25 protein-coding genes and 1 pseudogene are annotated in these 24,406 nt (G+C 74.5%); 8 read left to right on the forward strand and 18 right to left on the reverse strand.

From position 1 onward, the window contains the following. Positions 1–23: 23 nt before the first annotated feature. Complete coding sequence (locus AB0D45_RS12440; protein WP_362457667.1) at positions 24–515, reverse strand: DUF6193 family natural product biosynthesis protein; 492 nt, start codon at positions 513–515, stop codon at positions 24–26. Between the two features lie 65 nt (positions 516–580). On the opposite strand from AB0D45_RS12440, the gene AB0D45_RS12445 reads away from it, so the two are divergent. The 6 genes and pseudogenes from AB0D45_RS12445 (at position 581) to AB0D45_RS12470 (ending at position 5,583) form a co-directional block, all read left to right on the forward strand. After that, entirely contained in the window at positions 581–2,389 is a 1,809-nt protein-coding gene (locus tag AB0D45_RS12445; protein WP_362457670.1) for a serine/threonine-protein kinase, read from the forward strand. A gap of 170 nt (positions 2,390–2,559) precedes the next feature. Next, a pseudogene (locus AB0D45_RS12450) lies at positions 2,560–3,198 on the forward strand (cytochrome P450); the annotation flags it as partial. Between the two features lie 167 nt (positions 3,199–3,365). Beyond that, on the forward strand, positions 3,366–3,734 hold the full coding sequence (locus AB0D45_RS12455) for a cytochrome P450 (RefSeq protein WP_362457845.1): 369 nt from the start codon (positions 3,366–3,368) through the stop codon (positions 3,732–3,734). 87 nt (positions 3,735–3,821) lie between these two features. Continuing rightward, entirely contained in the window at positions 3,822–4,124 is a 303-nt protein-coding gene (locus AB0D45_RS12460) for a DUF1876 domain-containing protein (protein ID WP_361609384.1), read from the forward strand. Positions 4,125–4,175: 51 nt separating this feature from the next. Beyond that, positions 4,176–4,550, forward strand: a complete 375-nt coding sequence (locus AB0D45_RS12465; protein WP_362457673.1) for a hypothetical protein — start codon at positions 4,176–4,178, stop codon at positions 4,548–4,550. A 193-nt stretch (positions 4,551–4,743) separates the two neighbouring features. Continuing rightward, complete coding sequence (locus tag AB0D45_RS12470) at positions 4,744–5,583, forward strand: class II glutamine amidotransferase (protein WP_361609380.1); 840 nt, start codon at positions 4,744–4,746, stop codon at positions 5,581–5,583. Positions 5,584–5,629: 46 nt separating this feature from the next. Here AB0D45_RS12470 and hypE read toward each other — a convergent pair whose 3' ends face one another. The 17 genes from hypE to AB0D45_RS12555 form a co-directional block, all read right to left on the reverse strand. Next, positions 5,630–6,691: a hydrogenase expression/formation protein HypE gene (gene hypE / locus AB0D45_RS12475; RefSeq protein ID WP_361609378.1), complete on the reverse strand. Its 1,062-nt coding sequence runs from the start codon at positions 6,689–6,691 to the stop codon at positions 5,630–5,632. Continuing rightward, complete coding sequence (gene hypD / locus AB0D45_RS12480; RefSeq protein ID WP_361609376.1) at positions 6,684–7,817, reverse strand: hydrogenase formation protein HypD; 1,134 nt, start codon at positions 7,815–7,817, stop codon at positions 6,684–6,686. The genes hypE and hypD overlap by 8 nt, the downstream gene beginning before the upstream one ends. Then, positions 7,814–8,146, reverse strand: a complete 333-nt coding sequence (locus AB0D45_RS12485) for a HypC/HybG/HupF family hydrogenase formation chaperone (RefSeq protein ID WP_361609374.1) — start codon at positions 8,144–8,146, stop codon at positions 7,814–7,816. Before AB0D45_RS12485 ends, hypD begins: the two co-directional genes overlap by 4 nt. After that, a complete protein-coding gene (hypF, locus tag AB0D45_RS12490) occupies positions 8,115–10,499 on the reverse strand; it encodes a carbamoyltransferase HypF (RefSeq protein ID WP_362457678.1) in 2,385 nt (794 codons plus the stop codon). Before hypF ends, AB0D45_RS12485 begins: the two co-directional genes overlap by 32 nt. Beyond that, entirely contained in the window at positions 10,499–11,431 is a 933-nt protein-coding gene (hypB, locus tag AB0D45_RS12495) for a hydrogenase nickel incorporation protein HypB (protein ID WP_362457680.1), read from the reverse strand. Before hypB ends, hypF begins: the two co-directional genes overlap by 1 nt. Before the next feature lie 3 nt (positions 11,432–11,434). Further along, on the reverse strand, positions 11,435–11,830 hold the full coding sequence (locus AB0D45_RS12500) for a hydrogenase maturation nickel metallochaperone HypA (RefSeq protein WP_362457682.1): 396 nt from the start codon (positions 11,828–11,830) through the stop codon (positions 11,435–11,437). Positions 11,831–12,058: 228 nt separating this feature from the next. Beyond that, positions 12,059–12,574: a hydrogenase maturation protease gene (locus AB0D45_RS12505; protein WP_362457685.1), complete on the reverse strand. Its 516-nt coding sequence runs from the start codon at positions 12,572–12,574 to the stop codon at positions 12,059–12,061. Next, positions 12,571–13,980: a hypothetical protein gene (locus tag AB0D45_RS12510; protein WP_362457688.1), complete on the reverse strand. Its 1,410-nt coding sequence runs from the start codon at positions 13,978–13,980 to the stop codon at positions 12,571–12,573. The genes AB0D45_RS12505 and AB0D45_RS12510 overlap by 4 nt, the downstream gene beginning before the upstream one ends. After that, positions 13,977–14,669 carry a DUF6084 family protein gene (locus AB0D45_RS12515; RefSeq protein ID WP_362457691.1) on the reverse strand — a complete coding sequence of 231 codons (693 nt, stop codon included), beginning with the start codon at positions 14,667–14,669 and terminating at the stop codon, positions 13,977–13,979. Before AB0D45_RS12515 ends, AB0D45_RS12510 begins: the two co-directional genes overlap by 4 nt. Beyond that, complete coding sequence (locus tag AB0D45_RS12520) at positions 14,666–15,319, reverse strand: DUF5947 family protein (RefSeq protein WP_362457694.1); 654 nt, start codon at positions 15,317–15,319, stop codon at positions 14,666–14,668. Before AB0D45_RS12520 ends, AB0D45_RS12515 begins: the two co-directional genes overlap by 4 nt. A gap of 17 nt (positions 15,320–15,336) precedes the next feature. Then, on the reverse strand, positions 15,337–15,870 hold the full coding sequence (locus AB0D45_RS12525) for a hypothetical protein (protein WP_362457696.1): 534 nt from the start codon (positions 15,868–15,870) through the stop codon (positions 15,337–15,339). Continuing rightward, the gene (locus tag AB0D45_RS12530) at positions 15,867–17,651 is read right to left on the reverse strand and encodes a nickel-dependent hydrogenase large subunit (protein ID WP_361610664.1); all 1,785 of its coding nucleotides are present in this window, start codon (positions 17,649–17,651) and stop codon (positions 15,867–15,869) included. The genes AB0D45_RS12525 and AB0D45_RS12530 overlap by 4 nt, the downstream gene beginning before the upstream one ends. An 82-nt stretch (positions 17,652–17,733) precedes the next feature. Continuing rightward, the gene (locus tag AB0D45_RS12535; protein ID WP_361610662.1) at positions 17,734–18,789 is read right to left on the reverse strand and encodes a hydrogenase expression protein HypE; all 1,056 of its coding nucleotides are present in this window, start codon (positions 18,787–18,789) and stop codon (positions 17,734–17,736) included. A 78-nt stretch (positions 18,790–18,867) separates the two neighbouring features. After that, on the reverse strand, positions 18,868–20,652 hold the full coding sequence (locus tag AB0D45_RS12540) for an enoyl-CoA hydratase-related protein (protein ID WP_362457699.1): 1,785 nt from the start codon (positions 20,650–20,652) through the stop codon (positions 18,868–18,870). A 153-nt stretch (positions 20,653–20,805) separates the two neighbouring features. Continuing rightward, entirely contained in the window at positions 20,806–21,057 is a 252-nt protein-coding gene (locus tag AB0D45_RS12545) for a hypothetical protein (RefSeq protein ID WP_362457702.1), read from the reverse strand. 92 nt (positions 21,058–21,149) lie between these two features. Then, positions 21,150–21,620, reverse strand: coding sequence for a hypothetical protein (locus AB0D45_RS12550; protein WP_362457705.1), 471 nt, complete (start codon positions 21,618–21,620; stop codon positions 21,150–21,152). 5 nt (positions 21,621–21,625) lie between these two features. Beyond that, positions 21,626–22,111 (reverse strand): DUF6328 family protein, encoded by a 486-nt coding sequence (locus AB0D45_RS12555; RefSeq protein ID WP_362457708.1) that lies wholly within the window; start codon positions 22,109–22,111, stop codon positions 21,626–21,628. 178 nt (positions 22,112–22,289) lie between these two features. Here AB0D45_RS12555 and AB0D45_RS12560 point away from each other — a divergent pair, with 178 nt between their 5' ends. Then, positions 22,290–23,240 (forward strand): AEC family transporter, encoded by a 951-nt coding sequence (locus AB0D45_RS12560; protein WP_362457711.1) that lies wholly within the window; start codon positions 22,290–22,292, stop codon positions 23,238–23,240. A gap of 115 nt (positions 23,241–23,355) precedes the next feature. Beyond that, positions 23,356–24,321, forward strand: a complete 966-nt coding sequence (locus AB0D45_RS12565; protein ID WP_361611056.1) for a cyclase family protein — start codon at positions 23,356–23,358, stop codon at positions 24,319–24,321. The last annotated feature ends 85 nt before the right edge of the window (positions 24,322–24,406 follow it).

A 24,406-nucleotide genomic window follows, 5' to 3' on the forward strand; every position in this document is an offset into this window, starting at 1 on the left:
TGGTGCCCACCGGCCGTACGGGCTCAGCGGCCGCGCGTCCGGCTGCCCGGCCGGGCGGCGGCGGGCCCGAGGCCGGCCGGCCGGTGGGCCAGGACGAGGGCGAGGGCCTCGCCGGGGGTGGCGGGCTCCCCGATGACCGGGGCGCCCCGCAGGTGGCGGCGGACCCGGAACCGCCCGCCGGCCAGGGGCTCGACGGAGGGCAGCCGCACGTCGTACGGAAACGTGGTGGTGCTGCTGAACTTCAGGATCAGGTGGCTGGTGAAGGGGTACAGCCGCCGCAGCTCGGGAACCGCGCGGGCCGCCTCGACGAGCGCGCAGGCGCCCGGGTACGCACCGCCCGGCCGCAGGGCCCGCCTCCTGTGTTCGGCCATCCACCGCCAGTACCGGGCGAGGGCCTCCCACTTCGCCTCGACCGCCGCGGCCGGCCCGCGCCGGTGGGCGGCGGCCAGGTCGGGGAGCTCGGGGCGCGGGGGCGGAGGCGGGTGGCCGCCCGGCCCGGAATCGTTCGGGATCACTGCTGAAGTATGACGCCGCGTCGGGTAGGTTTCTGGAAATCCATCACGATCCTGACGGGGCTGACGTGTTAGAGCTGAGGGGAAGCGGGGCCCAGCCGCTGGAGGCGGAGGATCCGCAGCGGATCGGGCCCGTCGCGCTGGCGGGCCGGCTGGGCGCCGGCGGCATGGGGCGGGTGTACCTCGGGGTCCTGGACGGGCGGTACGTCGCCGTCAAGCAGCTGCTGGCGTCGGTCGTCGGCGAGGACGAGGACTTCCGGCGGCGCTTCGGGCACGAACTCGACAACCTGGCCCGGCTTCCCGCGAAGGCCACCGCCCCGCTGCTGGACAGCGACCGCACCGCGAAGCCCCCGTGGTTCGCCACCGCCTACATACCGGGGCTCACCCTGCGCGAGGCGGTCGAGCTGCACGGCGGGCCGCTGCCCGCGCGGGCGCTGTGGCTGCTGCTGCGGGAGGCCGCCGAGGGCCTCGCGGCGGTGCACGCCCTGGACATGGTGCACCGGGACCTCAAGCCGTCCAACGTCATGCTGACCCTCGACGGGCTCACCCTCATCGACTTCGGGGTCGCCCGGGCCGCCGAGCAGAGCCAGCTCACCAGGACCGGCATGGTCGTGGGCACGCCCGCGTACATGGCGCCCGAACAGGCCTCGGGGGCCAAGGCCCTGAGCGGCGCCACCGATGTCTTCGCCCTCGGCTCGGTGCTCGCGTACGCGGCCTGCGGCCGGCCGCCCTTCGGCGAGGAGTCGGGCCACGGGGTGCTCTACCGCATCGTCCACGAGGAACCCGACCTGGAGCCGCTGCGGGCCCTGGACCCCGCCCTCGGGGAGGTCGTGGCCGCCTGCCTCGACAAGGACCCCGAGGGGCGGCCGACGGCGGCCGAACTCCTCGAACAGGCCCGCGCGCACGGCCCGTTCGAGGCGCCGCTGTGGCCCGAGGCGATCACCGCGCGGCTCACCGAGCGGGCCGCGTTCGCCGCAGACGTGCAGAAGGTCGACCTCCCGACGCTCCCGCTGGGCGGCGGGAAGCCCGTGCCCGCGGCCGCCGGGCCCGCCGACGCCCGGCCCGAGCGTCGGCGCCGCACCCGGGTGCTGCTCGCGGTGCTCCCGGTCGTCGTGGTCGCGGGCGGCACGACCCTCGCCCTGCAGTACCTCCCGCACGTGACCCCGCTGCAGGCCGGAGCCCGGCCCGGCGCCTCCTCCCCGGGCCCGGCCGGCTCCGGGGCGCCGTCCCCCGCGCCGTCCTCCGCCCCCTCGGGCCCGTCGCCTTCGGCGGGGGCGAGCGGCGGCCCGTCCGCCCCGCCCTCGGGCTCGCCGGGCCAGCCGCCGGGCCAGCCGCCGGCCCAGGGCCAGGTGCCGGCCGGCCCGGTCACGCCCCCGGTCCCGGCCGCCGGGAACGCGGGCACGGGCGCCGGCCCGGGCACCGGCTCCAACCCGGGCCCCGGCCCCGGCACCCCGAACGGGCAGGGCGGATCCGGCACCCCCGGCGGCGGCCCGGCGACGACCAACCCCCCTCCCGCCTCCGGCACCCACCGCTACCGCAACGCCGGCAACGGCAAGTGCATCACCCAGGTCTACGGCTCCTCGGACCACGGGGACTGCGCGGACCCGACGGCCCGCTGGACGGTGCAGAGCCGCGGCGACGGCAGCTTCAAGCTGGTCAACCAGCAGACGGGCGGCTGCCTCTACGCCAACATGCTCGGCCAGGCCGTCTTCGTCGGCGACTGCGGCCAGGACCTCGCCCGCACCTGGCGCACGGGCTCGGGCGGCACCCTGCGCAACGACTACAGCGGCGGCTGCCTCGACCTCGGGATGAGCGCCGGCCTGGTCACCAACTCCTGCACCGGAAGCGCCTCACAGCGCTGGTCGTCCCCGTCCTAGACCACCCCGCGAAGGCCGCCCCACCGCTGCCGGACAGGAGAAGTCCCTTGGCCACAGACGCCGCAACCGGGCCGGTGCCCGAGCTCGACCCCGCCGCCGTGGAGCGGTGGCGCCGCGGAGGGGGTGAGTTGGTCGAGCTGCTCACCCTGGCGCGGGAGCGGCTCGGCGGGGTGGCCGCCGTGCGGATCGGTCCGCGGCCCACCGTGCTGGTCACCGCGCCGGAGGCCGTCCAGCACGTGCTCGCCCGGCATCCGGACCGGTACGTCAAGCGCTCCCACCGGGCGCGCCTGCTGATCGGCGACGGGGTGCTGGCCGCGACCGGGGACGCGTGGAAGCGGCAGCGGCGGCTGTTGCAGTCGCAGTTCACCGGTACGGGCATGCGCCGGTACGAGCAGCGCATCGCCGGGGCGGCCCGCGCCGCCGCCGAGCGCTGGGCCGGGTACGCGCGCACCGGGGAGGGCTTCGACGTCGGCGAGGAGATGCGCCGCTTCGCCCTGGACACCATCTGGCGTGCGCTCACCGGCCATCCGCTGGACGCCGGCACGGCGCGGGAACTCACCGCCGTGGCGGCCGTGGTGGCGGCGCTGCCGAGCCTGCCCGCCGACGAGGTCGAGGCCCGGGACTCGGTGGCCGCCGACCTCGCCAGGATCGACGCCGTCGCCCGGCACGCCGTCGCCGCGGCCCGTGACGGGGCGGCGGGCCCGGACGGGCCCGGGCTGCTCCAGGTACTGGTCGACGCCTCGGTCACCCACCCCGAGTACACGGACCGGCTGCTGCGTGACGAGCTGGTCACACTGCTGGTGGCCGGCCACGAGACCACCGCCACCACCCTGACCTGGCTGTACCTGCTGCTCGACCGGCACCCGCGGCCCGCGAGGAGGCGCTCGCCGCCGGCGGTGAGGGCTCACCCGAGCGCCGGGAGGCCTTCCAGGCGCTGGTCAGCGAGACGCTGCGGCTCTACCCGTCGGCCTGGATCCTGCCCCGCCACGCCACCGAGGCCGACACCCTGGGCGGCCACGCCGTCGCGGCGGGGACGGACGTACTGGTGTGCCCGTACCTCACCCACCGCGACCCGGAGCTCTGGCCGGACCCCGAGCGCTTCGACCCGCGGCGCTTCACCGCCGCGGGCGGCCGGCCCGCCCGGCAGGGCGCCTACCTGCCCTTCGGCATCGGTCCCCGCGCCTGCCTCGGCACGCAGTTCGCCCTGCGCGAGTCGACCGCGCTGCTGGAGCAGCTGCTGCCCCGCCACGTCCCGGTCTTCACCTCGGTCCCGGCCGGAGCGGTGTACGGCCTCACGGTCCGCCCCGACGGCCCGGCGCAGGCGGCCCTCGCCCCCGCCGGGTGACCGGGGCGGTGCGCCCTGCCGTGGCCGGACCGGCCCGGGCGGAGGGATCCTGGTAGCACGAGGCCCCGGGAGGTCAGGAGGCACGCCATGTCACACGCCGAGGAGTGGAAGGTCGGCGTCTACCTCATCGAGGAGGACGGCACGACCAAGGCCAGGGCGGTGCTCGAGACGGGGAAGGCCACGATGGTCGGCCGGGGCCGGGCGCGGTGCAATCCGCAGGACGTGGACGTTCCCGCGATCGGCGACGAGCTGGCGGCGAGCCGCGCCATGCGGGACCTCGCGGGACAGCTGAGCCGGGCCGCGGACCGGGACCTGGCCGCGCTGGGCGCCGTCCCCGAACCGCCGCGCACCGGCTACGGCTGGCCGGACGACGCCGGCGCGGAACGCTAGGGGTGGGCTGACGCCACGTGTGCGGCGGGCCGTCGGGGGCAGGTGCCCGGCATGGTCTTCCGTCATCCCGCCAAGAAGGGCGAGGGGAACGGGCGGGCCGGCCGCTTCGAGCGGCTGGCCGAGCTCGCCTCCAACTTCACGAGCTCCCCCGTCTTCTCCGCCCTCTGCGTGGCCCTGGTGGCCTGTTTCGTCGTGGTGCACGTGCTGGGTCTGCCGACGGAGTGGCAGCACCTCGCGGGCGACTCGATCGGTGCGGTGTCGCTGTTGCTGCTGGCGCTGCTCAAGAACTCCGAACGGCGCGCCGAGCACGCCGTCCAGCGCAAGCTCGACGCGATCGCCGCGGCCCTCCTGGAAGGGCAGGAGGGCCGGAGGGGCCGGGCCCACGAGGACCTGGAATCGGCGATACGCATGGAGGAGCGCCTCTGAGGCGGCAGCCCGGGCTCGACGGAGGAGATCAGCGGCCCGGCCGTTCCTCCACGGCCCCGCGATCCGATCCGACAGATCCGAACATTCGTACGAAATTTTGGCGCACGTGGCGCCACCCGCCCGGCCGGCCGAGGAGCCGCACGATCGTGTGGCGCGTTAGGCTCGGACGGGACTCAGGAGAGGGATGGTGCACATGTGTCGATGGCTCGCCTACTCCGGGTCGCCGATGTTGCTCGACGCCGTGCTGTACCAGCCGGAGCACTCGCTGATCGACCAGAGCCTGCACGCACGGATGGGCGTCGAGTCGACCAACGGCGACGGCTTCGGCATCGGCTGGTACAGCACGGACGGTGACGGCACCCCGGCGGTGTTCCGGGACATCGGTCCGGCCTGGAACAACCGGAACCTGCGGGAGCTGGCCTCGCACGTCCGCTCGCCGCTGTTCTTCGCACACGTCCGCGCCTCCACGGGCTCGGCGATCCAGCAGACCAACTGCCACCCGTTCCGGCACGGCCGCTGGCTGTGGATGCACAACGGTGCGATCAGCGACTTCCACCGGCTGCAGCGCGACCTGTGCATGGCCGTCGACCCGGCGCTGTTCCCCTGCATCGAGGGGTCGACCGACTCCGAGGTGATGTTCTACCTGGCCGTGACCTTCGGCCTCGACCAGGACGTCCCCGGCGCCGTCGCCCGGATGGCGGGGCTCGTGGAACGGCTCGGCAAGGAGCACGGCGTGGCGGACCCGCTCCAGATGACCGTCGCCGTCAGCGACGGCGAACGCGTATGGGCGTTCCGCTACTCCAGCCAGGGCAAGTCCCGCTCCCTGTACTACAGCAGCCGGGCCGATACGGTCCGCCAGCTGTACCCCGAGCTGCCGTACCTGCGCGAGGTGTCCGACGCGACCCGGCTGGTGGTCTCCGAACCGCTCGGAAGCCTCGCCGGCGTGTGGAACGAGCTGCCCGAGGCGAGCTACGCGGTGGTGCCGTCGGAGGGCACGGAGGACTACCTGCCCTTCATCCCCGAGCTCCCCTGACCCCGCGGGCCCGCCCCGGCGCCCCGGCGCGCCCCGGAGCGCGCCGTCAGCAGATCCGCGGCAGCTGCTCCCCGATCGGCAGGTCGACCACGCGGGTGCCTCCGAGGCCGGTGCGGGCCACGACGAGGCCGGGGTGGGCCTCGACCGCCTCGCCGATCACCGCGGCGTGCCGGCCCAGGGGGTGGGCCCGCATGGCGTCGAGGACGGCCTCGGCGTGCTCGCGGGGCACGAACGCGACGAGCTTGCCCTCGTTGGCCACGTAGAAGGGGTCGAGGCCGAGGATGGCGCAGGCGTTGGACACGGCCTCGGGGACCGGCACCCGGCCCTCCTGGACGACCACCCCGGCGCCGGAGGCGGCCGCGATCTCGTTGAGTGCGGCGGCCAGGCCGCCGCGGGTGGGGTCGCGCAGGACGTGCAGGTCGGGGGTGACCGCGAGCATGGACTGGACGAGGCCGCCCAGGGGCGCGCAGTCGCTCGCGATGTCCGCCTCGAAGCCGAGGCCCTCGCGGACGCTCATGATGGCCACCCCGTGCAGCCCGATCTCGCCGCTGACGATGACGACGTCGCCCGGTACGACCCGCTGCGGGCGCAGGTCCACGCCCTCCGGGACGAGCCCGATGCCGGCGGTGTTGATGTACACCCCGTCGCCGTGGCCGGCTTCGACCACCTTGGTGTCGCCGGTGGCCACCTCCACGCCCGCCGTGCGCGCGGCCGCGCCGAGGGCCTCGGCCACCCGGGCCACCGTGGCCACCTCGACGCCCTCCTCCAGGATGAACCCGCAGGACAGATAGGCGGCCCGGGCCCCGCTCATGGCCAGGTCGTTGACGGTGCCGTTGACCGCGAGGTCGCCGATCGAGCCGCCGGGAAAGAACAGCGGCCGCACCACGTAGGAATCGGTGGAGAAGGCCAGCCGGGCCCCGCCCAGGGTCACGGTCGCGCTGTCCCCGAGCTGCGCGAGCACCTCGCCGCCGAAAGCGGGGGCGAAGACGTGCCGCACGAGCTCCGCGGAGAGCGCGCCGCCGCCGCCGTGGCCCATCACCACGCGGGGGTGGTCGCGCAGGGGGGCCGGACAGGTCCAGCCGGTGACGTCCAGTGCGGTGTCAGACAACGGGGGTCGCCTCCAGCGGTGCCGTCTTGGCGGTCGGGATGTCGAGGCGCCGGTAGAGGTAGTACGCGGCGCAGGCGCCCTCGCTGGAGACCATGGTGGCGCCGAGCGGGGTGCGCGGGGTGCAGGTGGTGCCGAAGGCCTCGCACTCGTGCGGTTTGATCAGGCCCTGGAGGACCTCGCCGCTGCGGCACTCGGCCGGCTCGCGGGTGTCGATGCCGCTCACGGAGAAGCGGTGCTCGGCGTCGAACTCCCGGTAGCGGGCGGACAGCCGCCAGCCGCTGCGCGGGATGACGCCGATGCCGCGCCAGGCCCGGTCGGTGACCTCGAAGACGTCCTCCAGCATGGCGAGGGCCGCCGGGTTGCCCTCCGGGCGGACGGCGCGCGCGTAGGCGTTCTCGACGGTGTGCTCACCGCGCTCCAGCTGGCGCACGGCCCGCCGTACGCCCTCCAGGATGTCGAGCGGCTCGAAGCCGGTGACCACGATGGGGACGCGGTGGCGCGCGGCCAGCTCGGGGTACTCGGCGGTGCCCATCACGCTGCACACGTGCCCGGCGGCGAGGAAGGCCTGGACCCGGCAGCTCGGCGAGTCCATGATCGCCTCGATGGCCGGGGGGACCCGGACGTGGGAGACCAGCAGGCTGAAGTTGGTGATGCCCTGCTTCTTCGCCTGGTACACCGTCATGGCGTTGGGCGGTGCGGTGGTCTCGAAGCCGATCCCGAAGAACACCACCTCGCGGTCCGGGTTCTGGCGCGCGATCCGCAGGGCGTCCAGCGGGGAGTAGACGACCCGTACGTCGCCGCCCTCGCCGCGCACCTGGAAGAGGTCGCGGCCGGTGCCGGGGACGCGGAGCATGTCGCCGAAGGAGCAGAAGACGACGCCCGGGCGGGAGGCGATCTCCAGGGCCTTGTCGATGACCTCCAGCGGGGTCACGCACACGGGGCAGCCGGGCCCGTGGATCAGCTCGACCTGCTCGGGCAGGAGCTGGTCCAGGCCGTGCCGGATGATGCTGTGGGTCTGGCCGCCGCAGACCTCCATCAGCGCCCAGGGGCGGGTGACGGTGGCGTGGATGTCGTCGAGCAGCCGGCGGGCGAGGCCGGGGTCCTGGAACTCCTCGATGTACTTCACTGCTGCGCCGCCTCCTGCGGGACGTCTGCGGGGTCGTCGTCGGTGAAGGCCGGCACGCCGCCGGCTTCGGCGGCCTGCTCCCAGGGGTCCCCGAACTCCTCCTGGAGCATGCCGAGTTCGGCGAAGAGGCCGAGGGTCTTCAGGGCGGACTCCTCGTCCAGGCGCTGGAGGGCGAAGCCGACGTGGACGATGGCGTACTCGCCCACCTCCAGGTCCGGCAGGTACTCCAGGCACACCTCCTTGACCACTCCGCCGAAGTCGACGGTGGCCATACGGGTGCCGTCCCGCTCCCCGATGTCAATCACTTTGCCGGGTACCGCCAGGCACATGTGCCCCTCCTTGCTGTGGTGGTTCGGTGGCGTGGACCGCGGCCGCCACCATGAGCTGGCCGAGGGCCAGTCCCCCGTCGTTCGGGGGGACCCGCTGCTGGCGCAGCACGGTGAAGCCGTGTGCGCGCAGCAGCCGGGAACAGGTGCCGGAGAGCAGGGTGTTCGCCATGACCCCGCCGGTGAGGGCGACGGTGTCGAGGCCGTGCCGCTCGCGGGCCGCGAGACAGGCGTCCGCGACGAGGGCGGCGACCGCGGTGTGGAAGCGGGCCGCGACCGGCTGCGGCGCGGTGCCCGCCCGCACGTCGGCCGCGACGGCCGCCAGGACGGGGGCCGGGTCGGCGGTGAGCGGTGCCCCCGTACCGGGCGGCGCGGGCCGCAGCGTGAACCGGTATCCGGGGTGCGGGTCGCCGGCGGGGGCGGCGAGCGCGGCCGCCTCCAGCTCCACGGCGGCCTGGGCCTCGTACCCGGCGCGGTGGCAGACGCCGGCCAGGGAGGAGACGGCGTCGAAGAGGCGTCCCATGCTGGAGGTGGGCACGCAGTTCAGGCCGCGCTCCAGCTGGCGCTCCAGGACCCGCAGTTCACCGGGCGGGCAGGCCGCGACGGCGGGCAGGTCCGGGCCGGGGTCGAGGCCGGCGGCCCACAGGTGGGCCAGGGCCATGCGGTAGGGGCGCCGTACGGCGGCGTCGCCGCCCGGGAGCGGGACGTACGCGAGGTGCGCGAAGCGGGTGTAGCCGGTGTAGTCGGCGAGCAGCACCTCGCCTCCCCACACGGCGCCGTCGTCTCCGTAGCCGGTGCCGTCGAAGGCGATCCCGATCACGCGCCGGCCGCCGTCGAGGCCGTGTTCGGCCATGGCCGAGGCGATGTGCGCGTGGTGGTGCTGGACGCGCACCAGGGGGCGGGGGCCGGCGTGCCGGGCGGCCCAGCGGGTGGAGCGGTAGCCGGGGTGGCGGTCGGCGGCGAACAGGGCGGGGGTGACTCCGGTGATGGACTCCAGCTGCCGCTCGGCGCGTTCGAAGGCGTACTGGGTGGCGAGGTCGTCCATGTCGCCGATGTGCGCGGACAGCCAGGCCCTGCGGCCCTCGGCGAGGCAGAAGGCGTTCTTGAGGTCTCCCCCGGCGGCGAGCACCGGGGGCACGGCCAGCGGGAGCGCGAGGGGCAGCGGGGCGTGGCCGCGGGAGCGGCGTACGAACAGCGGCTCGCCGTCGCACAGGCGCACCACGGAGTCGTCGCACGGCACGTGGATGGGGCGGTCGTGGGTGAGCCAGGCGTCGGCGAGGGGGCCGAGGCGGTCCAGGGCCTCGGCGTCGTCGGTGACGATGGGCTCGCCCGACAGGTTGCCGCTCGTCATCACGAGCAGCCGGGGGCCGGGAGGGTCGCCGGGCAGGCCGAGCAGCAGGTGGTGCACGGGTGTGTACGGGAGCATCACGCCGAGGTCGGGGCTGCGCGGGGCGACGTCCGGGGCGAGCACCGCGTCGGACTCGGGGCGGCGGCGCAGCAGCACGATGGGCCGGTCGGGTCCGGTGAGCAGCGCCCGTTCGGCGGGTCCCGCGCACGCCAGGGCTTCGATGTCGGCGAGGGAGCGGGCCATGAGGGCGAAGGGCTTGTCCCCCCGGGCCTTGCGGCGGCGCAGCTCGGCGACGGCCCGGGGCCGGGTGGCGTCGCAGGCGAGGTGGTAGCCGCCGAGGCCCTTGACGGCGAGGACCGCGCCGTCGGCCAGGAGCCGGCGGGCCGCGGCGACGGGGTCGGCGGCCGCGTCCTCGCGCGGCGGCGTGCCGGTGAGCAGGCGCAGCCGGGGCCCGCAGGCGGGGCAGGCCACGGGCTGGGCGTGGAAGCGCCGGTCGGCGGGGTCGGCGTACTCGCGGGCGCAGTCCGGGCACATCGGGAAGCGGGCCATGGTGGTGTGGGCCCGGTCGTACGGCAGTCCGGTGACGATGGTGAAGCGGGGTCCGCAGTGCGTGCAGGTGATGAAGGGGTGCCGGTGGCGCCGGTCGGCCGGGTCGGCCAGTTCGGCGAGGCAGTCGGCGCAGGTGGCCACGTCCGGGGAGACGAGGGTGCGGGCGGGTCCGCCGGAGCGGGAGGCGATGATCGTGAAGCCGGTGCCGCCCGCGACGGGGACCTCGCAGTGGTCGACGGCGTCGACGACGGCCAGCGGCGGGGCGTCCGCGGCGAGGCGCTCGCAGAAGGCGGTGACGGCAGCCGGTGCGCCCTCGACCTCGGCGAGGACGCCCTCGGGGGTGTTGGTGACGTGGCCGGCGAGGCCGAGGCCGGTCGCGCGGGTGTACACGTACGGCCGGAAGCCGACGCCCTGGACGACGCCGCGGACGAGGACCCGGCGGCGCTGTACGGCCTCCATCAGCGGGTCTGCGTCGCCGGTCCGGCGGGGGCCGGTCCGGGGCCGTCCCCGGCGCGCCCTCCGCCCGTTCCCCGGGGCTCCGCCCCGGACCGCCGCCCGGCACGGACGGCGGCACTGCCGGGAGCGCGCTCCGGGCCCGGGCCGTGACCGTGGGCGTGATCGTGGGCGTGATCGGGGCCGTGGGTGTGGTCGTGGGCGTGGTCGGGCCCGTGACCGTGGGTGTGGGTGTGGTCCGCGGACGGGCGCAGGCGGGACATCACCGGTACGTGCGGGAGGGCGCCTTCGGCGATGCTCCGGGCGCGGTCGAGGAGGACCCCCGCACCCTCGCCCGAGCGGGACGAGGTGCGGACCAGCTCCACCCCCGGGTTGACCTGCTGGACGTTCGCCCGGAAGGCCTCCTCGTCGAACCCGACGGCCTCCGCGATGTCGGTCTTGGTGATGACCACCAGCTGGGCCAGCCCGAAGGCGGTCGGGTACTTCAGCGGCTTGTCCTCGCCCTCCGTCACCGAGGCGAGCACCACCCGGAGGGACTCCCCCAGGTCGTACGACGCCGGGCAGACCAGGTTGCCGACGTTCTCCACGAACAGCAGCCGGGTGTGCTCGGGGAGCCAGCCGTCGAGGTGGCGGCCCAGCATGTGGGCCTCCAGGTGGCAGAGCCCGTCGGTGAGCACCTGCTTGACCGGGGCGCCCGAACGGGCCAGCCGGGTCGCGTCGTTCTCCGTCGCGAGGTCGGCCGTCAGCGCGGCCACGGTCACACCGCGCTCCGGGGCGAGCAGCAGTTCCCGTTCCAGCAGGGCCGTCTTGCCGCTGCCCGGGCTGGACAGCAGGTTGACGACCGTCGTTCCGCGGGCGGTGAGTTCGGCGCGCAGGGCCTGCGCGGCCCCGTCGTTCTTGGCGAGCACCGCCTGGCGCAGGTCGACCACTCGGCACATGGTTCAGGCCCCCTCGGGGATCGGTTCGCGCAGCTGGGGGCCGGCGGGGCCGTCCTCCCAGCGGACGCTGAGGACGCGCAGCTCCCGGCCCGAGAGCAGTTCGACGGCGCCGGCCGCACCGCAGCCGGGGCAGCACAGGGCGGGGGGCATGCCGACCGCCCATCCGGTGTCGCAGGCCGCGCAGTGCGCGCGGGCCGCCACGGCTTCGGTGGTGAGTTCGGCACCCTCCAGGAGGGTGTCGGCGCAGGCCAGTTCGAAGCAGAAGGCGAGGGACTGCGGTACCACGCCGGCCAGTTCTCCGACCTGGAGCCGTACGGAGGTGACGGCGCGGGCGCCGCCGGCCCGGGCCGCTTCTTCCACCTGGCCCACGACGGCCATGGCGATCGACATCTCGTGCATCGGACTCCGTCCTGCCGGGCCTCATTGAACCGGCGGGGCGGGCGCGCGGCGGACGGCCACGCCGACGCACCGGAGAGCCCGTACGCCATTCGGGGGCGGCCCGTACGGGCCGCGGGTCACATGCGGCTCATGCGCAGGTACCGCCTGATGTCGGGGAGGTTCATCACCAGGGCGGCGCCGAGGACGGCGGCCGTGCAGAACGCGATGGTCTTCTTCACGGGGTTCTCCTCAGTTCGCGGGGGTGTCGGCGGCCACGGGCCCGGGCCGGGCGGGCAGCAGGTCGAGGACCATGCGGACGGCGCGGGGTACCGCGGCGGCCACCGGCGGGCTCAGGCCGATGCCCTCCTCGACGGTGGCGGGCTCGCAGCCGACGACCAGGGTGCGCCGGGGCGGGGTGGCGCCGGTGCCCGCGCACAGGGTGTCCAGCAGGGCCAGGACCGTGTCGGGGGACATGTCGTGGCCGTCGAGCACGGCGCTGCCCGGGGCGATGGGGCCGCTGCCGTCGGCCTCGATGAGGTGGAGCGTGCCCGGGGCGGCGCCCCGGGCGGTGGCGTCCACCAGGACGAGCGTGTCGTAGCCGTCGAGGAGCTGGTAGGCGAGGTGGACGCCGCGCACGCCGAAGTCGACCGCCTCCACTCCGTCCGGCAGCGGGTGCGCGGCCAGCGCCCGCAGCGTCTCGACGCCGAACCCGTCGTCGCCGAGGAAGACGTTGCCGATGCCGGCGACCAGGGTCCGGCCGCTCACGCGTCCTCCAGCGGGGTGACCTCGTCGGGCTGGAAGTACAGGAACCGGCCCTGTTCCCGGCGGATGTCGGCGCCCGGATCGCCGTCGAGGGTGACGGCGAGGTGCACTCCCCCGTCGACGTCGTGGAGGACCGCTTCGACCTGCGCGGCGCTGTCCTTCAGGAACAGGTCCTGGGCGTCGGTGCGGCGCAGGCCCGGCCGCAGCAGGACGCGGCTGCCGGGCCCGACGGACCGTCCGGCGATCATGATCCGCTCGGGGGCCGGCTCGGCGGCGGCCCCGTGCGCCGGGTCCCACCAGGGGGTGTCGGGGGTGAACACGTCCCCGTCGTGCGGGGGTCCGGCCGGTTCCGGCCGGCCCGGCCGGGTGATCTCCCGCAGTGCGCGGACCGCGCCGTGCAGGCGCTCCAGGACCTCGGCGGGCATGGATTCGGCCAGGTCGACCACGGCGGCGGCGCGGGGGTCGGTGCCGCGCGCCTCACGTTTCTCCTGGTCGGTGAGGGCGGCGGTGCGCAGGGCGAGGATCTCGTCGATCTCGGTGGAGTCGTACATCGCGCCGGCGCTCTCGGGGGCGATCTCGGCGTGGTCCTCGAGGATGATCGGGGAGGACAGGACCACGTCGGCGCGGCCACCCTCCCCGGCAAGCACGGGCCAGGTGTGCCGGTTCTCGCAGCCGCGGACCGCGGAGCGGGCCCATTCGGGCGGGTCGGTCATGGACAGGAAGGAGCCGGCGCTCAGGCCCAGCAGGAGGTGGGCCGCGACCAGGGACCTGGACAGGGCGCTGTCCCGGCCGGCGCCGGGCTCCGGTGTCCACTCGCCGGTGTTCTCGACCACGGCGGTGAGCTTCAGGGCCCGGTAGGGCACGTCGAGTTCGGTGGCGCGGAGCCTGATCTCGGCGTCGATCCGCTCGGCGCGCCGCACGAGCCGGCCCCGCTCCCGGCCGTCGGGGCCGGGGACGGGCTCGCTCTCCTCGCGGGCGGGGCGGGCGAAGGGCAGGGTCACCTCGCCGGCGGCCAGTTCGGCCACGGGCACGGTCATCACGACCCGTTCCTCGGTGCCCTCGTCCCAGGGGACCAGGACCCGGTCGGGCAGGTGCAGTTCGGGCACGGCCGTGAACGAGCCGTCACCCGTGGCCTCTTCGACGGTACGCCGCCACGCCTGGAGGAAGCGCAGTTCGAGGTGGAGGACGGCCTCGCCGCGGGGCTCCATGACCAGCTCGGTGCGCTGGAAGGAGTGCTCGCCGTGTGCGGGGCCCCAGGCGGGCGGCACCAGGACGCCGAACTGCCAGCGCATCCGGTTCTTCGCCGCGGAGGCCCGGTACGGATAGAGCACGTACCCCTCGAAGAGGACGGCGTCGGCCAGCTGCCGGGCGCCGGCGAAGCGGGCGTCGGGCGGGGAGGTCGTGGTCACGGTGCCGTCCTCCCCACCAGCCGGTCCAGGGGGGCCGCGGCCCCGACGGGCTCCGGGTCGCCGGTGGCGGCGGCGTCCAGGAGCATGCGTACGGTCGCCTCCCAGGAGGCGAGCGCGTGGCGCGAGCGGAAGGCGAGCAGCTCCGCCATCGTCTCGCGGGGCAGCCGCAGCCAGCCGCAGCCGGGGAAGTGCTGCTCGATCATCTCCCGCCACACGGCGACGGGCATCCGGTAGGTGGCCTCGCGGTCCCAGGGCACGGGCTCCACGCGGAAGCCGCCCGCTCCGGTGAAGGCCGTCCCGGAGAACAGCATGAGCAGCGGTACGTCGCCGTCCTCGAGGGCGTCGAAGTAGCGGGTGGCCGCGATGTCCATGTCGTAGGTGCACGGGACCGCCACCTCGGTCTCGGTCTCCCCGGTGAAGCTGGGGACCATGACCGCGACCTGGGCGAACTGGACGGGCTGGAGGGTGGTGCCCCAGCGGGAGCGCTCCCCGAAGAGGTCCTGGAGGGCGGCGGCCTCACCGGGGCCGTAGCCGCGCCGGGCCGGTTCGATGCGCAGTTGGCAGCGCAGGGCGAGGGCGTGGACGCGGGTGGTGGAGGGGGCGCTGACGCGCAGCCGCAGCAGGAGGGTGGGTCCGGCGGCGTACGGGTCGGCGCGTACGCCGGTGCAGGTGAAGGTGAGGTCGCTCACGGGCGCCGCTCCCCCGTGGGTGCCGTCGCGGGCTCCCGGCCGGCGGGTACGGCGCGCCGTTCGACCTCGGCGAAGAAGGCGTCGAGCGCGGAGCGGGCTTCGGCGCCCCCGTCGAAGCCCTGCCACAGCATTCTCATGCGGCCCACCAGTTCGTAGCAGATGTCGATGGGGACGAGGTAGCAGACGGTGCGGCCCTGCGAGCGGCGCAGCAGCAGGGCCTCCACGTCGGGTTCGAGGAGGGAGGCCAGCGGGCCGGCGCCCAGGACGCGCTGCCAGGTCTCGGGGTCGAGTTCGCTCTCGGTGGCTCCGGCCGGACTGGGGTACAGCGCGACGAGCCGGTCGAGGGCGGCGTTGCGGAAGAAGAACGCGACGCCGACCGGGATCTGGAGGAGTTCCCACGCCTCGTCGTCCCACCGGTGGCCGGGGTCGCTCAGGTACCGGTCGGGGACGGTGCGGAAGCGTCCCGCGCCGGCGCCGGGCCGGTCGAACAGCAGGGCACAGGGGGCGCAGGCGCAGACCAGGGTGCGCTTCTCGGTCTCCACCAGGTGGCGGTGGCCTTCCCCGGCCACCGCCACCCCGCACAGTTCGCAGGTCTCCGGCTTCGGGGCGCGCGGCCCGGTGAAGCGCCGCAGCCCGCGTGCGGGGGCCACCCGCTGCCCGTCCCCGCTCACGGGGTCCGCGCCGGGGCGGGGGGCCTGGCGGCGATCTGGAGCAGCGGCGGCTGGGGGGCGGCGGGCGCCAGCTCCACCGAGACGACCTCGGGGGCGTAGGCGGCCACGACGTCCTCGATCCGCCGCAGGGTGTCCTCGGCTCCGCCGCCGCAGCCGCAGCCGCCGGCCGGGACGGAGCGCAGCCGCAGGGTGCCGTCGCTCTCGTCGAAGGCGTCCAGTTCGGCCTCGGGCAGGGCGTCCAGGGCGCGGGCGATGCGGGTGTGGACGTCCTCGGGGTGGAGGTCGTGCAGGGTGAGCAGGCTCGTCGTCAGCTCGTCCTCCAGGAGCGCGCCCAGGGGGTCCGCGCCGGGCGGGAGGGCGCCGAGCCGCTCCACGATCCGGGCGAGCCCGGCTCCGTAGAAGTCCATGAGGACGCTGACCAGTTCCTCGGCGGCCGCGCGGGCGCGCGGGTCGCCGGAGGCGGCGAGCCGGTCGAGGACCTCCTCGACCCGTCGGCCCGTCTGCGGGCCGTCCGCCGTCGCCGCGCTCATCCGCCCAGTCCGCTCAGGCCGGTGGGCACGTGCAGGGACTTCACCGTCTTGCCGCCGCCGACGTACATGTGGACGCCGCAGGGCAGGCAGGGGTCGAAGCTGCGGACGGCGCGCATGATGTCGATGCCCTTGAAGTTCTCCGGGGGGTTCTCCTCGAAGATGGGGGTGTTCTGGACGGCGTCCTCGTACGGGCCGGGCGTGCCGTAGCTGTCGCGGACGCTGGCGTTCCAGGGGGTGGGCGGGTACGGGTGGTAGTTGGCGATCTTCCCGTCCCGGATGACCATGTGGTGCGAGAGGACCCCGCGTACGGCCTCGGTGAAGCCGACGCCGACGGCCTGGTCCGGCACCTCGAACTTCTCCCAGGTCTGGGTGCGTCCGGCGCGGACCTCCGCCAGGCCCTTCTCGGCGCAGTGCAGGGCGATGGCGGCCGCGTACGCCTGGAAGTACGTGCGGGCGCGGTTGCGCTCCAGCGCGTTGCTCCACTGCGGGATCTTCCACTCGAAGGTGGTCTCCGGCTTGGTCATGGTGCGCGGCAGGTTGATGACCACGCTGTGGCCGGTGGCCTTGACGTAGCCGACGTCGACCAGCCCGGACAGGGCGGTGGACCAGAGCCGGGCGATGGGGCCGCCGCCGGTGTCGAGGGCGAGGTGGTCCTTGCCGTCGAACCAGCGGGGGGACATCACCCAGCTGTACTTGTCGTCGAAGGCCCGCTTCTGCGGGGCGGGGATGGTGTGCTGGTTCCAGGGGTGGCGGGGGTCGACGGGGTTGCCGAGCGGGTCGTGGGTGACGAACTGCTCCTGGCCCTCCCAGTCGTCGTAGTAGGAGCTGCCGAGCAGGATCCGGATGCCGAGGTTGATCTGCGTGAGGTCGTTGGTGACCAGCTTGCCGTCGACGATGACGCCGGGGGTGACGAACATCTTCCGTCCCCAGTCGGTCATGTTGGCGTACGTGAAGTCGCAGTACTCGGGGTCGTTGAGGGCTCCCCAGCAGCCGAGGAGGACCCTGCGGCGGCCGACCTCCTCGTAGCCGGGCAGGGCCTCGTAGAAGAAGTCGAAGAGGTCGTCGTGGAGGGGGACGACCCGCTTCATGAACTCGACGTACCGCATGAGGCGGCTCATGTAGTCCGTGAAGAGCTGGACGGAGGCGATGGTGCCGACGCCGCCCGGGTAGAGGGTGGAGGGGTGCACGTGGCGCCCCTCCATCAGGCAGAACATCTCCCGGGTGTAGCGGCTGACCTGGAGGGCCTCGCGGTAGAACTCGCCCTCGATGGGGTTGAGGGAGCGCATGATGTCGGCGATGGTGCGGTAGCCGTGCTCGCCGGCGTGCGGGGCCTCGGTGCGCTCGGCGAGTTCGAGGACGCCCGGGTTGGTCTCGCGGACCATCTTCTCGCAGTAGTCGACCCCGACCAGGTTCTCCTGGAAGATGTTGTGGTCGAACATGTACTCGGCGGACTCGCCGAGGTTGATGATCCACTCGCCGAGGTGCGGCGGCTTCACGCCGTAGGCCATGTTCTGCGCGTACACGGAGCAGGTGGCGTGGTTGTCGCCGCAGATCCCGCAGATGCGGCTGGTGATGAAGTGCGCGTCGCGGGGGTCCTTGCCGCGCATGAAGACGCTGTAGCCGCGGAAGACCGACGAGGTGCTGTAGCACTCCGCGACCCGCTTCTGCTTGAAGTCGATCTTCGTGTGGATGCCGAGGCTGCCGACGATCCGGGTGATCGGATCCCAGGCCATCTCGACCAGCCCGCTGCCGTCGCCGGCCGCCTTCGTCTTCGGTGTCATCGTCTGTGCCGTGGCCCTTCGTGTGAGCGGGTGCGGGGTGTTCGTCGCGGCGGAGCGCAGGGGAGCGGGCGCGGGGGTGCGCTCACCAGGGCGGGCGGTAGCCGGTGCTCAGCTCCCTGCCCTTGTGGCGCCACTTGGGTTCCTTGTCCACGGTGTGGGTGGTGACCGCCCTGAGCTTGCGGATCACCACGCCGTAGGCGCCGCTGGCCTTGGTGGACAGGGTCGCGCCGGGCGGCTTGTCCATGAACGGCATGAACTTGTCGGGGAAGCCCGGCATGGTGCAGGCGATGCAGATGCCGCCGACGTTCGGGCAGCCGCCGATGCCGCTCATCCAGCCGCGCTTGGGGACGTTGCACTTGACGACCGGTCCCCAGCAGCCGAGCTTCACCAGGCACTTGGGCGAGTCGTAGGTGTGGGCGAAGTCGCCCTGCTCGTAGTAGCCGGCCCGGTCGCAGCCCTCGTGGACGGTGGCGCCGAACAACCACGTCGGGCGGAGCTTGTCGTCGAGCGGGATCATCGGCGCGGACCCGGCTGCCTGGTAGAGCAGGTAGGTGAGGGTCTCGGAGAAGTTGTCCGGCTGGATCGGGCAGCCCGGTACGCACACGATCGGGATGCCGGCCTTGGACTTCCAGTCCCAGCCCAGGTAGTCGGGGACGCCCATGGCGCCCGTCGGGTTGCCCTCCATGGCGTGGATGCCGCCGTACGTGGCACAGGTGCCGATGGCCACCACCGCGAGTGCCTTGGGCGCGAGCCGGTCGATCCACTCGCTGGTGGTGATCGGCTGGCCGGTCTCCGGGTCGTCGCCGAATCCGCACCAGTAGCCCTCGGGCTTGATGCTCTCGTTGGGGATCGAGCCCTCGACGACCAGGACGAAGGGGTCGATCTCCCCGCGCTCGCCCTTGAAGAACCATTCGATGAAGGTGTCGGCGCCTCCGACGGGGCCGCACTCGAAGTCGATCAGCGGCCAGTGCACGGCGATCTTCGGCAGACCGGGGAGCACTCCGGTGACGATCTCCTCGATGCTGGGCTGCATCGCCGCGGTCAGGGACACCGAGTCGCCGTCGCAGCTGAGGCCGGCGTTGATCCAGAGGATGTGGATCGGGGGGTCCTCTACCGCGCTGGGCGTTGCTGCATCCATGGGGGTGCTCCTTGGGGACGGAGGGATGCGGGAGGGGTGGCGGGGGCCTGCGGGTCGGTTTCGGCCCCACCCTTCTTGCTAGCAGGGCCGCGGCCCCTCCGCCCTGTCATAGGGGGCCGGTCCGGTGACGGGGGGCCGCCGCGAGGGCAGGGGGGCGGTGTGCCGGCCGGGTACGGGGCGCGCCAGGTGCGGCGGGGTCCGGTCGGCGGGCTCCTTGCGCACGAAGGCGCGGCGCAGCGCGTGGTAGGGCGCCTCCGGGTCGAAGAAGGTCTCCCGCATCCGGGCCAGCTCGGCCTCGCGGTGGGCGGCGAGCGGCCTGGCGGCCTCGTCCCGGTCGCGGCGGGCCTTCTTGGCGGCGATGGCGGCCTGGGTGGCCGGGGAGGCGGCCAGCCGGACCGCCAGGCGTGCGGTCACCTCCGCGAAGTCCTGCGGGCCGCAGTCGAGGGTCCGGTCGGTCAGGCCGAGCCGGCGGGCGGCCGCGGCGCTGACCGGCAGGGCGTCGGCCATGAGCCGTTCGGCCACGCCGGTGCCGGTGCGGCGGGGCAGGGTGTACGTCCAGTACTCGGACCCGTACAGCCCCATGAGCCGGTAGTGCGGGTTCAGTACGGCGCCCGCCCTGCACCAGACCTCGTCGGCGGCGAGGGCGAGCATGGCCCCGCCGGCGGCCGCGTTGCCGCCGACCGCGGCGACGACGAGGCGGTCGGTGGTGGTCAGGACGGCCTCCACCAGGTCGTCCATGGCGGTGATGTTGGCCCAGGACTCGGCGGCCGGGTCGGCGGCCGCCTCGATGACGCCGAGGTGGATGCCGTTGGAGAAGAAGTCGCGGCCGCCGCCGAGGACGAGCACCGACGTGGGGCGGGAGCAGGCCGTCCGGTAGGCCGCCAGCAGGCGCCGGCAGTGGTCGGTGCTCATCGCGCCGCCGGGGAACGAGAAGGTGAGGAAGCCGGCCCCGCCCTGTTCCCGGTAGCCGATGTCGGCCCAGGTCCGGGGCGGATCGGCGGCCTCCGGGCCGGCGTCCTGCGGCGGGGCGGGGATCTCGGGCAGGGGCGGCAGCCGGTCTCCGAGGGCGAGCACGGCGGGGAGCTTGACGGGCGCGGGCTCCCCCGGGGCGCGCCGCGCGCGCAGTTCGGGGATCCACACGGCGCCGTCGGCGGTCGCCCGGCAGACGGCGCCGGCCCGGGTGGCGAGCAGCTGCCCGGGGCGGCCGCGGAGCGTGTCCTCGGGGTGGCCGCCGTGCAGGAACCACTGGCCGCCGAGGAGGTCGTCGAGGACGCCCGGGCGGGAGTCGGCGGCGCGCAGGGCGCGTACGACGCTCTCCGTGGTGTCGTGGTCCCAGTCGATGCGGCGGCGCTCCTGGCGCAGGTAGGGGCGGGCGGTGGCCCTGGTCTGCGGCAGTGGGACGTGCGTGCCGGCGGCGAACCGCTCGACGGCCAGCAGGACGGCGGCCAGTGCCGCGTCGGCGACCTCGCCCCGGTAGGCGTCGCTCTTGCCGACCGGGGGGAGGGTGCAGTCGGCACTGGCCCAGACGTCCCCGGCGTCCATCTCCTCGTCAGCCTGCAGGACGGTGACGCCCCACCGGTCCGCGCCCTCGGTGAGGGCCCAGTCCAGCGAGGAGGGTCCGCGGTCGCCGACGGGGCCGGGGTGCACGATCAGGCAGGTGTACGCGGACCAGACCTCGCGGGGGACGGCCGTCTTGAGCATCGGCGCGACGAGGAGGTCCGGCGCGTGGCGGCGGACGGCCTCGGCGAGGTCGGTGCCGGGCAGGGCCAGCTCGAACGCCACGCTGTGACCGTGGTCGCGCAGTTCGGCGTGGACCCGTTGGGTGAGGCTGTTGAAGGCGCTCGCGACGAGCAGGACGTGCACGTGATCTCCCAAGCGTCCGGGACCCCGCGATCGGCGGCGGTGCGGGTACGGCCGCTGGCGATCGTGGGCCCGCGCCCCCGGCCGAGCGCCGAAGCCCGGCAGGGGTGTCACCCGGAAGGGGGGCGCGGGGCCCGCCACCTGGTGGATCGCCGGTCAGCGGTCGTCACTCTCCTGCTCGGGCCGGGTGCCGGACGGCTCGGGGTACGGGCTCACCTGTTCCTCGCGCCCGAGGCCGGGCCGCTGCCGCTTCGCGTCGTGGCCGCCGTCCTGGTCCCGTCCGGTGTCGCCGGCCTCGCCGGCGACGGCTTCGTCCGCGGCGCGGCGCGCTGCGCGGTCGCCGCTCTCGCCGGGCGCCTGGGAGGGGGTGGTCCGCGCGGACCGGTGGTGCCGCTCCTGCTCGCTCATGTCGCACTCCTCGGGTCGTCTTCCCGGTCGGCCGGGCCCTTACGGCCCCTGCCCCGCCCGGCTCCGGACACTCCGGTACGGGTCGCCGGGCTTCAGCGGCACCGGCCGCACCAGCGCCGGACCAGCACCGCGAGACCGGCCAGCGTGACCGCGTACGAGATCGCGAAGGCGCAGATCAGGGCGGGCGAGGAGGTGGCGGCGGCCAGGGGCAGCAGCACGAGGGAGAGGACGACCGAGGCGCAGACGGCGCGGGTGAGCCTGCTGTGCGGTTCTGCTGCGCGCGGCTGTGCGGCGTGCGGTACCGCGGGGCGGGACTCCGCGGGGTACGGGTCCGCGGTGCGCGGCTCCGCGGTGTGCGGTGCCCTGCCCCAGGGGTGCCCGCCGGGCCGTCGGGCGACGTCAGGTCGGCCCTGGTGCGGTGCGCGCTCCGGCGACGGGCGGTCCTCGCAGAAGAGGTCCGCGCCGACCGCCATCAGGCGCTGGAAACGCTCGTCGGTCCGCAGCGTCCGTTCGATGGCGGTCAGTGCCCGCCGTTCGCTGCGGGAGAGCCCGTGACCGGTCATGGCCCCTACCTCTTGGAGGTGTGCCGGATCCGCGCCCACAGCGGGAGCGCGAACCAGCACAGCAGGTACCAGGCGACGACGGCGCACACCAGCCAGGGCACCAGGCTGTGCGGGGCCGCCACCCGCAGGACGAGGAGCAGGGCCGAGGTGCAGGTGGCCAGCAGCAGGACGAGCCCGACGAAGGTGAGCCGCGAGGCCCACGTCACCGCCTCCGGCTTGATCCGGCGCCCCGAGACGATGCGGTGGAAGGAGACGGGGCCGATGAGCGCGCCGGTGGCCAGCGCGCCGAGCACGACGGTGGCGATGTAGATGGCCTTGTCGGTGTGCGACAGCCCCTGGAAGTGCGGGGTGAACACCACGGTCAGCAGGAAGCCGAAGAGGATCTGCACCCCCGTCTGCGCGACCCGTATCTCCTGGATCAACTCCTGCCACTGCCGGTCCGCGCGCTCCTCGGGGCTCTCGTCGCGTCCCTGCGGGGTTTCCCGTGCCATCCGGCCTCCCTGATCCACGCCCTGCGACTGCCCGGCGAACCGCCGGTGAATCCTCCGGACGGCAAGAAACAGCCCGCCGTTCGCGTGCTCGACCGCGTGTGCGATTCTGCCCTTCGGCCGCCTCGATGATCATCACCCGGTCCCCCCGGGGGGGCCGCAAGAGCAAGGGCACGCGCGCATGGGAGCGACAGGGGCTCTGGAAAGACTCGCACCGGTGGTGCTGGCCTTCGGGTGCGGCGTCGTCCTCGCGCGGCGGAAGGTCGTGCCGGCGGAGAGTTCCAAGGCCTTCGCGGACTACGCGTTCCTCTTCGCCGTGCCCTGCTTCCTCTTCGGGAACATCTACCGCAGCGATCTGGGGGCCCTGTTCGCGTGGCGGGCCCTGTCCGGTTACGCCGCCGCGGCGTGCGCCGCGGCCGCGCTGGTCGGGACGGCGGCGTGGGTGCTGGGCGTACGGGAGCCGCGCGCCGTGGCGCTGCGCATCATGGCCGCCGTCCAGGTCAACACCGCCTACTTCGCCGTGCCGGTGTTCATCATGCTGTTCGGTGACGCGGCGCCGGTCTTCCCGGTGCTGCTCTTCCAGGTCTGCGTGCTGTCCCTGGTCGTCATCTCGGTCATGGAGCTGGGGCGGCCGGACCGGACGGGCGGTCCGGCGCGGCGGCTGGGATCGGCGGTCGGCGCCTCGCTGATGACGCCCGTCGTGATCGCCTGCAACGCGGGCATCGTGCTCAACCTGCTGCCGGTCACGGTGCCGCGGGTCGTGCTCGACAGCTTCGCCTTCGTCGGCGACAGCGCCTCCCCCGTGGCGCTGTTCGCCCTCGGACTGCACCTGGGCGGGAGCGGCCTGGACGTCCGGGGCACGACCCGGGAGGAGGTCTGCCTGATCGGCTTCAAGTGCCTGGCGCTGCCGCTGATCGCCTACGCGGTGTGCCGCTACGCCTTCGGGGTGGAGGGCGACTGGCTGCGCTACCTCGTCCTGATCGCGGCCATGCCCGCGCCGCAGAACCTGTTCGTCTTCGCCCAGCGCTACGACGTCGGAGTCGGACTGTCGGCCTCCCTCGTCATCAAGAGTTCGGTCGTCGCGCTGGCGCTCCTGCCGCTGTGGACGCAGCTGGTGGCCCGGCCCGCCTGAGGCCGCGGCCCGTTTTTTCTGCGCCGTCGGGGTGGAAAGCCGCGGAAAGACGGAACCGCGCGCGCCGGCGGGCATGAGGACGGCGACGACGGACGTACGAACCCCGGAGTGCCCCATGAGCCGCAGTGCCGACGACGCCCCCGCCCCGCCGGAAGGTTCCGGGGAGGGGCACGCCGTCTCCCGCCGGGAGTTCGACGCCCTGTTCGAGGCGGTCCGCTCCTGGGGCCGGTGGGAGGCGGCCGACCGCGGCGCCTGGAACCGGGTGACGGCGGAGCACGTGCGCCGGGCCGCCGGGCTGGTCCGGACGGGCACGGTGGTGCCGATGGGGCGGCCCTGGGACACCGCCCCCGGGCCGGACAACCCGCGGCCGGCGCTGCACCACATGACCGATCTCGGCGACGTGGAGAGCCCGGAGCCGTCCGCGTACAAGGACTTCCTGGGTGCGGACTACCACGGCAAGGCGGTCACCCACCTCGACGCGCTGGCGCACATCGGCTACCGGGGGCAGCTCTACGACGGCCGCACGGCGCGCGCGGCGGTCGGCGCGGGCGGCGCCCGGTTCGGGTCGGTCGCGGCGCTCGGCCCGCTGGTCACCCGGGGGGTGCTGCTGGACCTGCCCGCCGTCCTGGGGGTGGCGTGGCTGGAGCCGGGGCACGCGGTGCGCGCGCGGGACGTCATCGCCGCGGAGCGGGCGCTCGGCGTGACGATCGGGGAAGGGGACGCGGTCCTGCTGCGCTCGGGACGCTTCCGGCGCCGCGCGGAGAGGGGGCCCTGGGATCCGGGCACGGGCAGCGCCGGCTGGCACGTGGACGCCCTGCCGCTGCTGGCCGGACGGGCCGTCGCCCTGCTCGGAGCGGACGGGGACAGCGACGTACGTCCCTCGCCGGTGGAGGGCCTGCACTCCCCCGTCCACACCCTGGCCATCGCCGCGATGGGGGTGCCGCTGCTGGACAACCTCGACCTGGAGGCGCTCTCGGCCGCCTGCGCCGAGGCGGGCCGCTACGCGTTCATGCTCGCGGTGACGCCGCTGAACGTGCCGGGCGGGACGGGCTCGCCCGTCAATCCGGTGGCGGTCCTGTGACGGCCCGTCGCCGCCGGTCCCCGGCCCCCACGACCCGGAAAAAGCGGAGGAATATACTCATACCGGACCATCGAGACTCCTGCGG

Source organism: Streptomyces sp. NPDC048352, assembly GCF_040651895.1.
Lineage (GTDB): Bacteria > Actinomycetota > Actinomycetes > Streptomycetales > Streptomycetaceae > Streptomyces.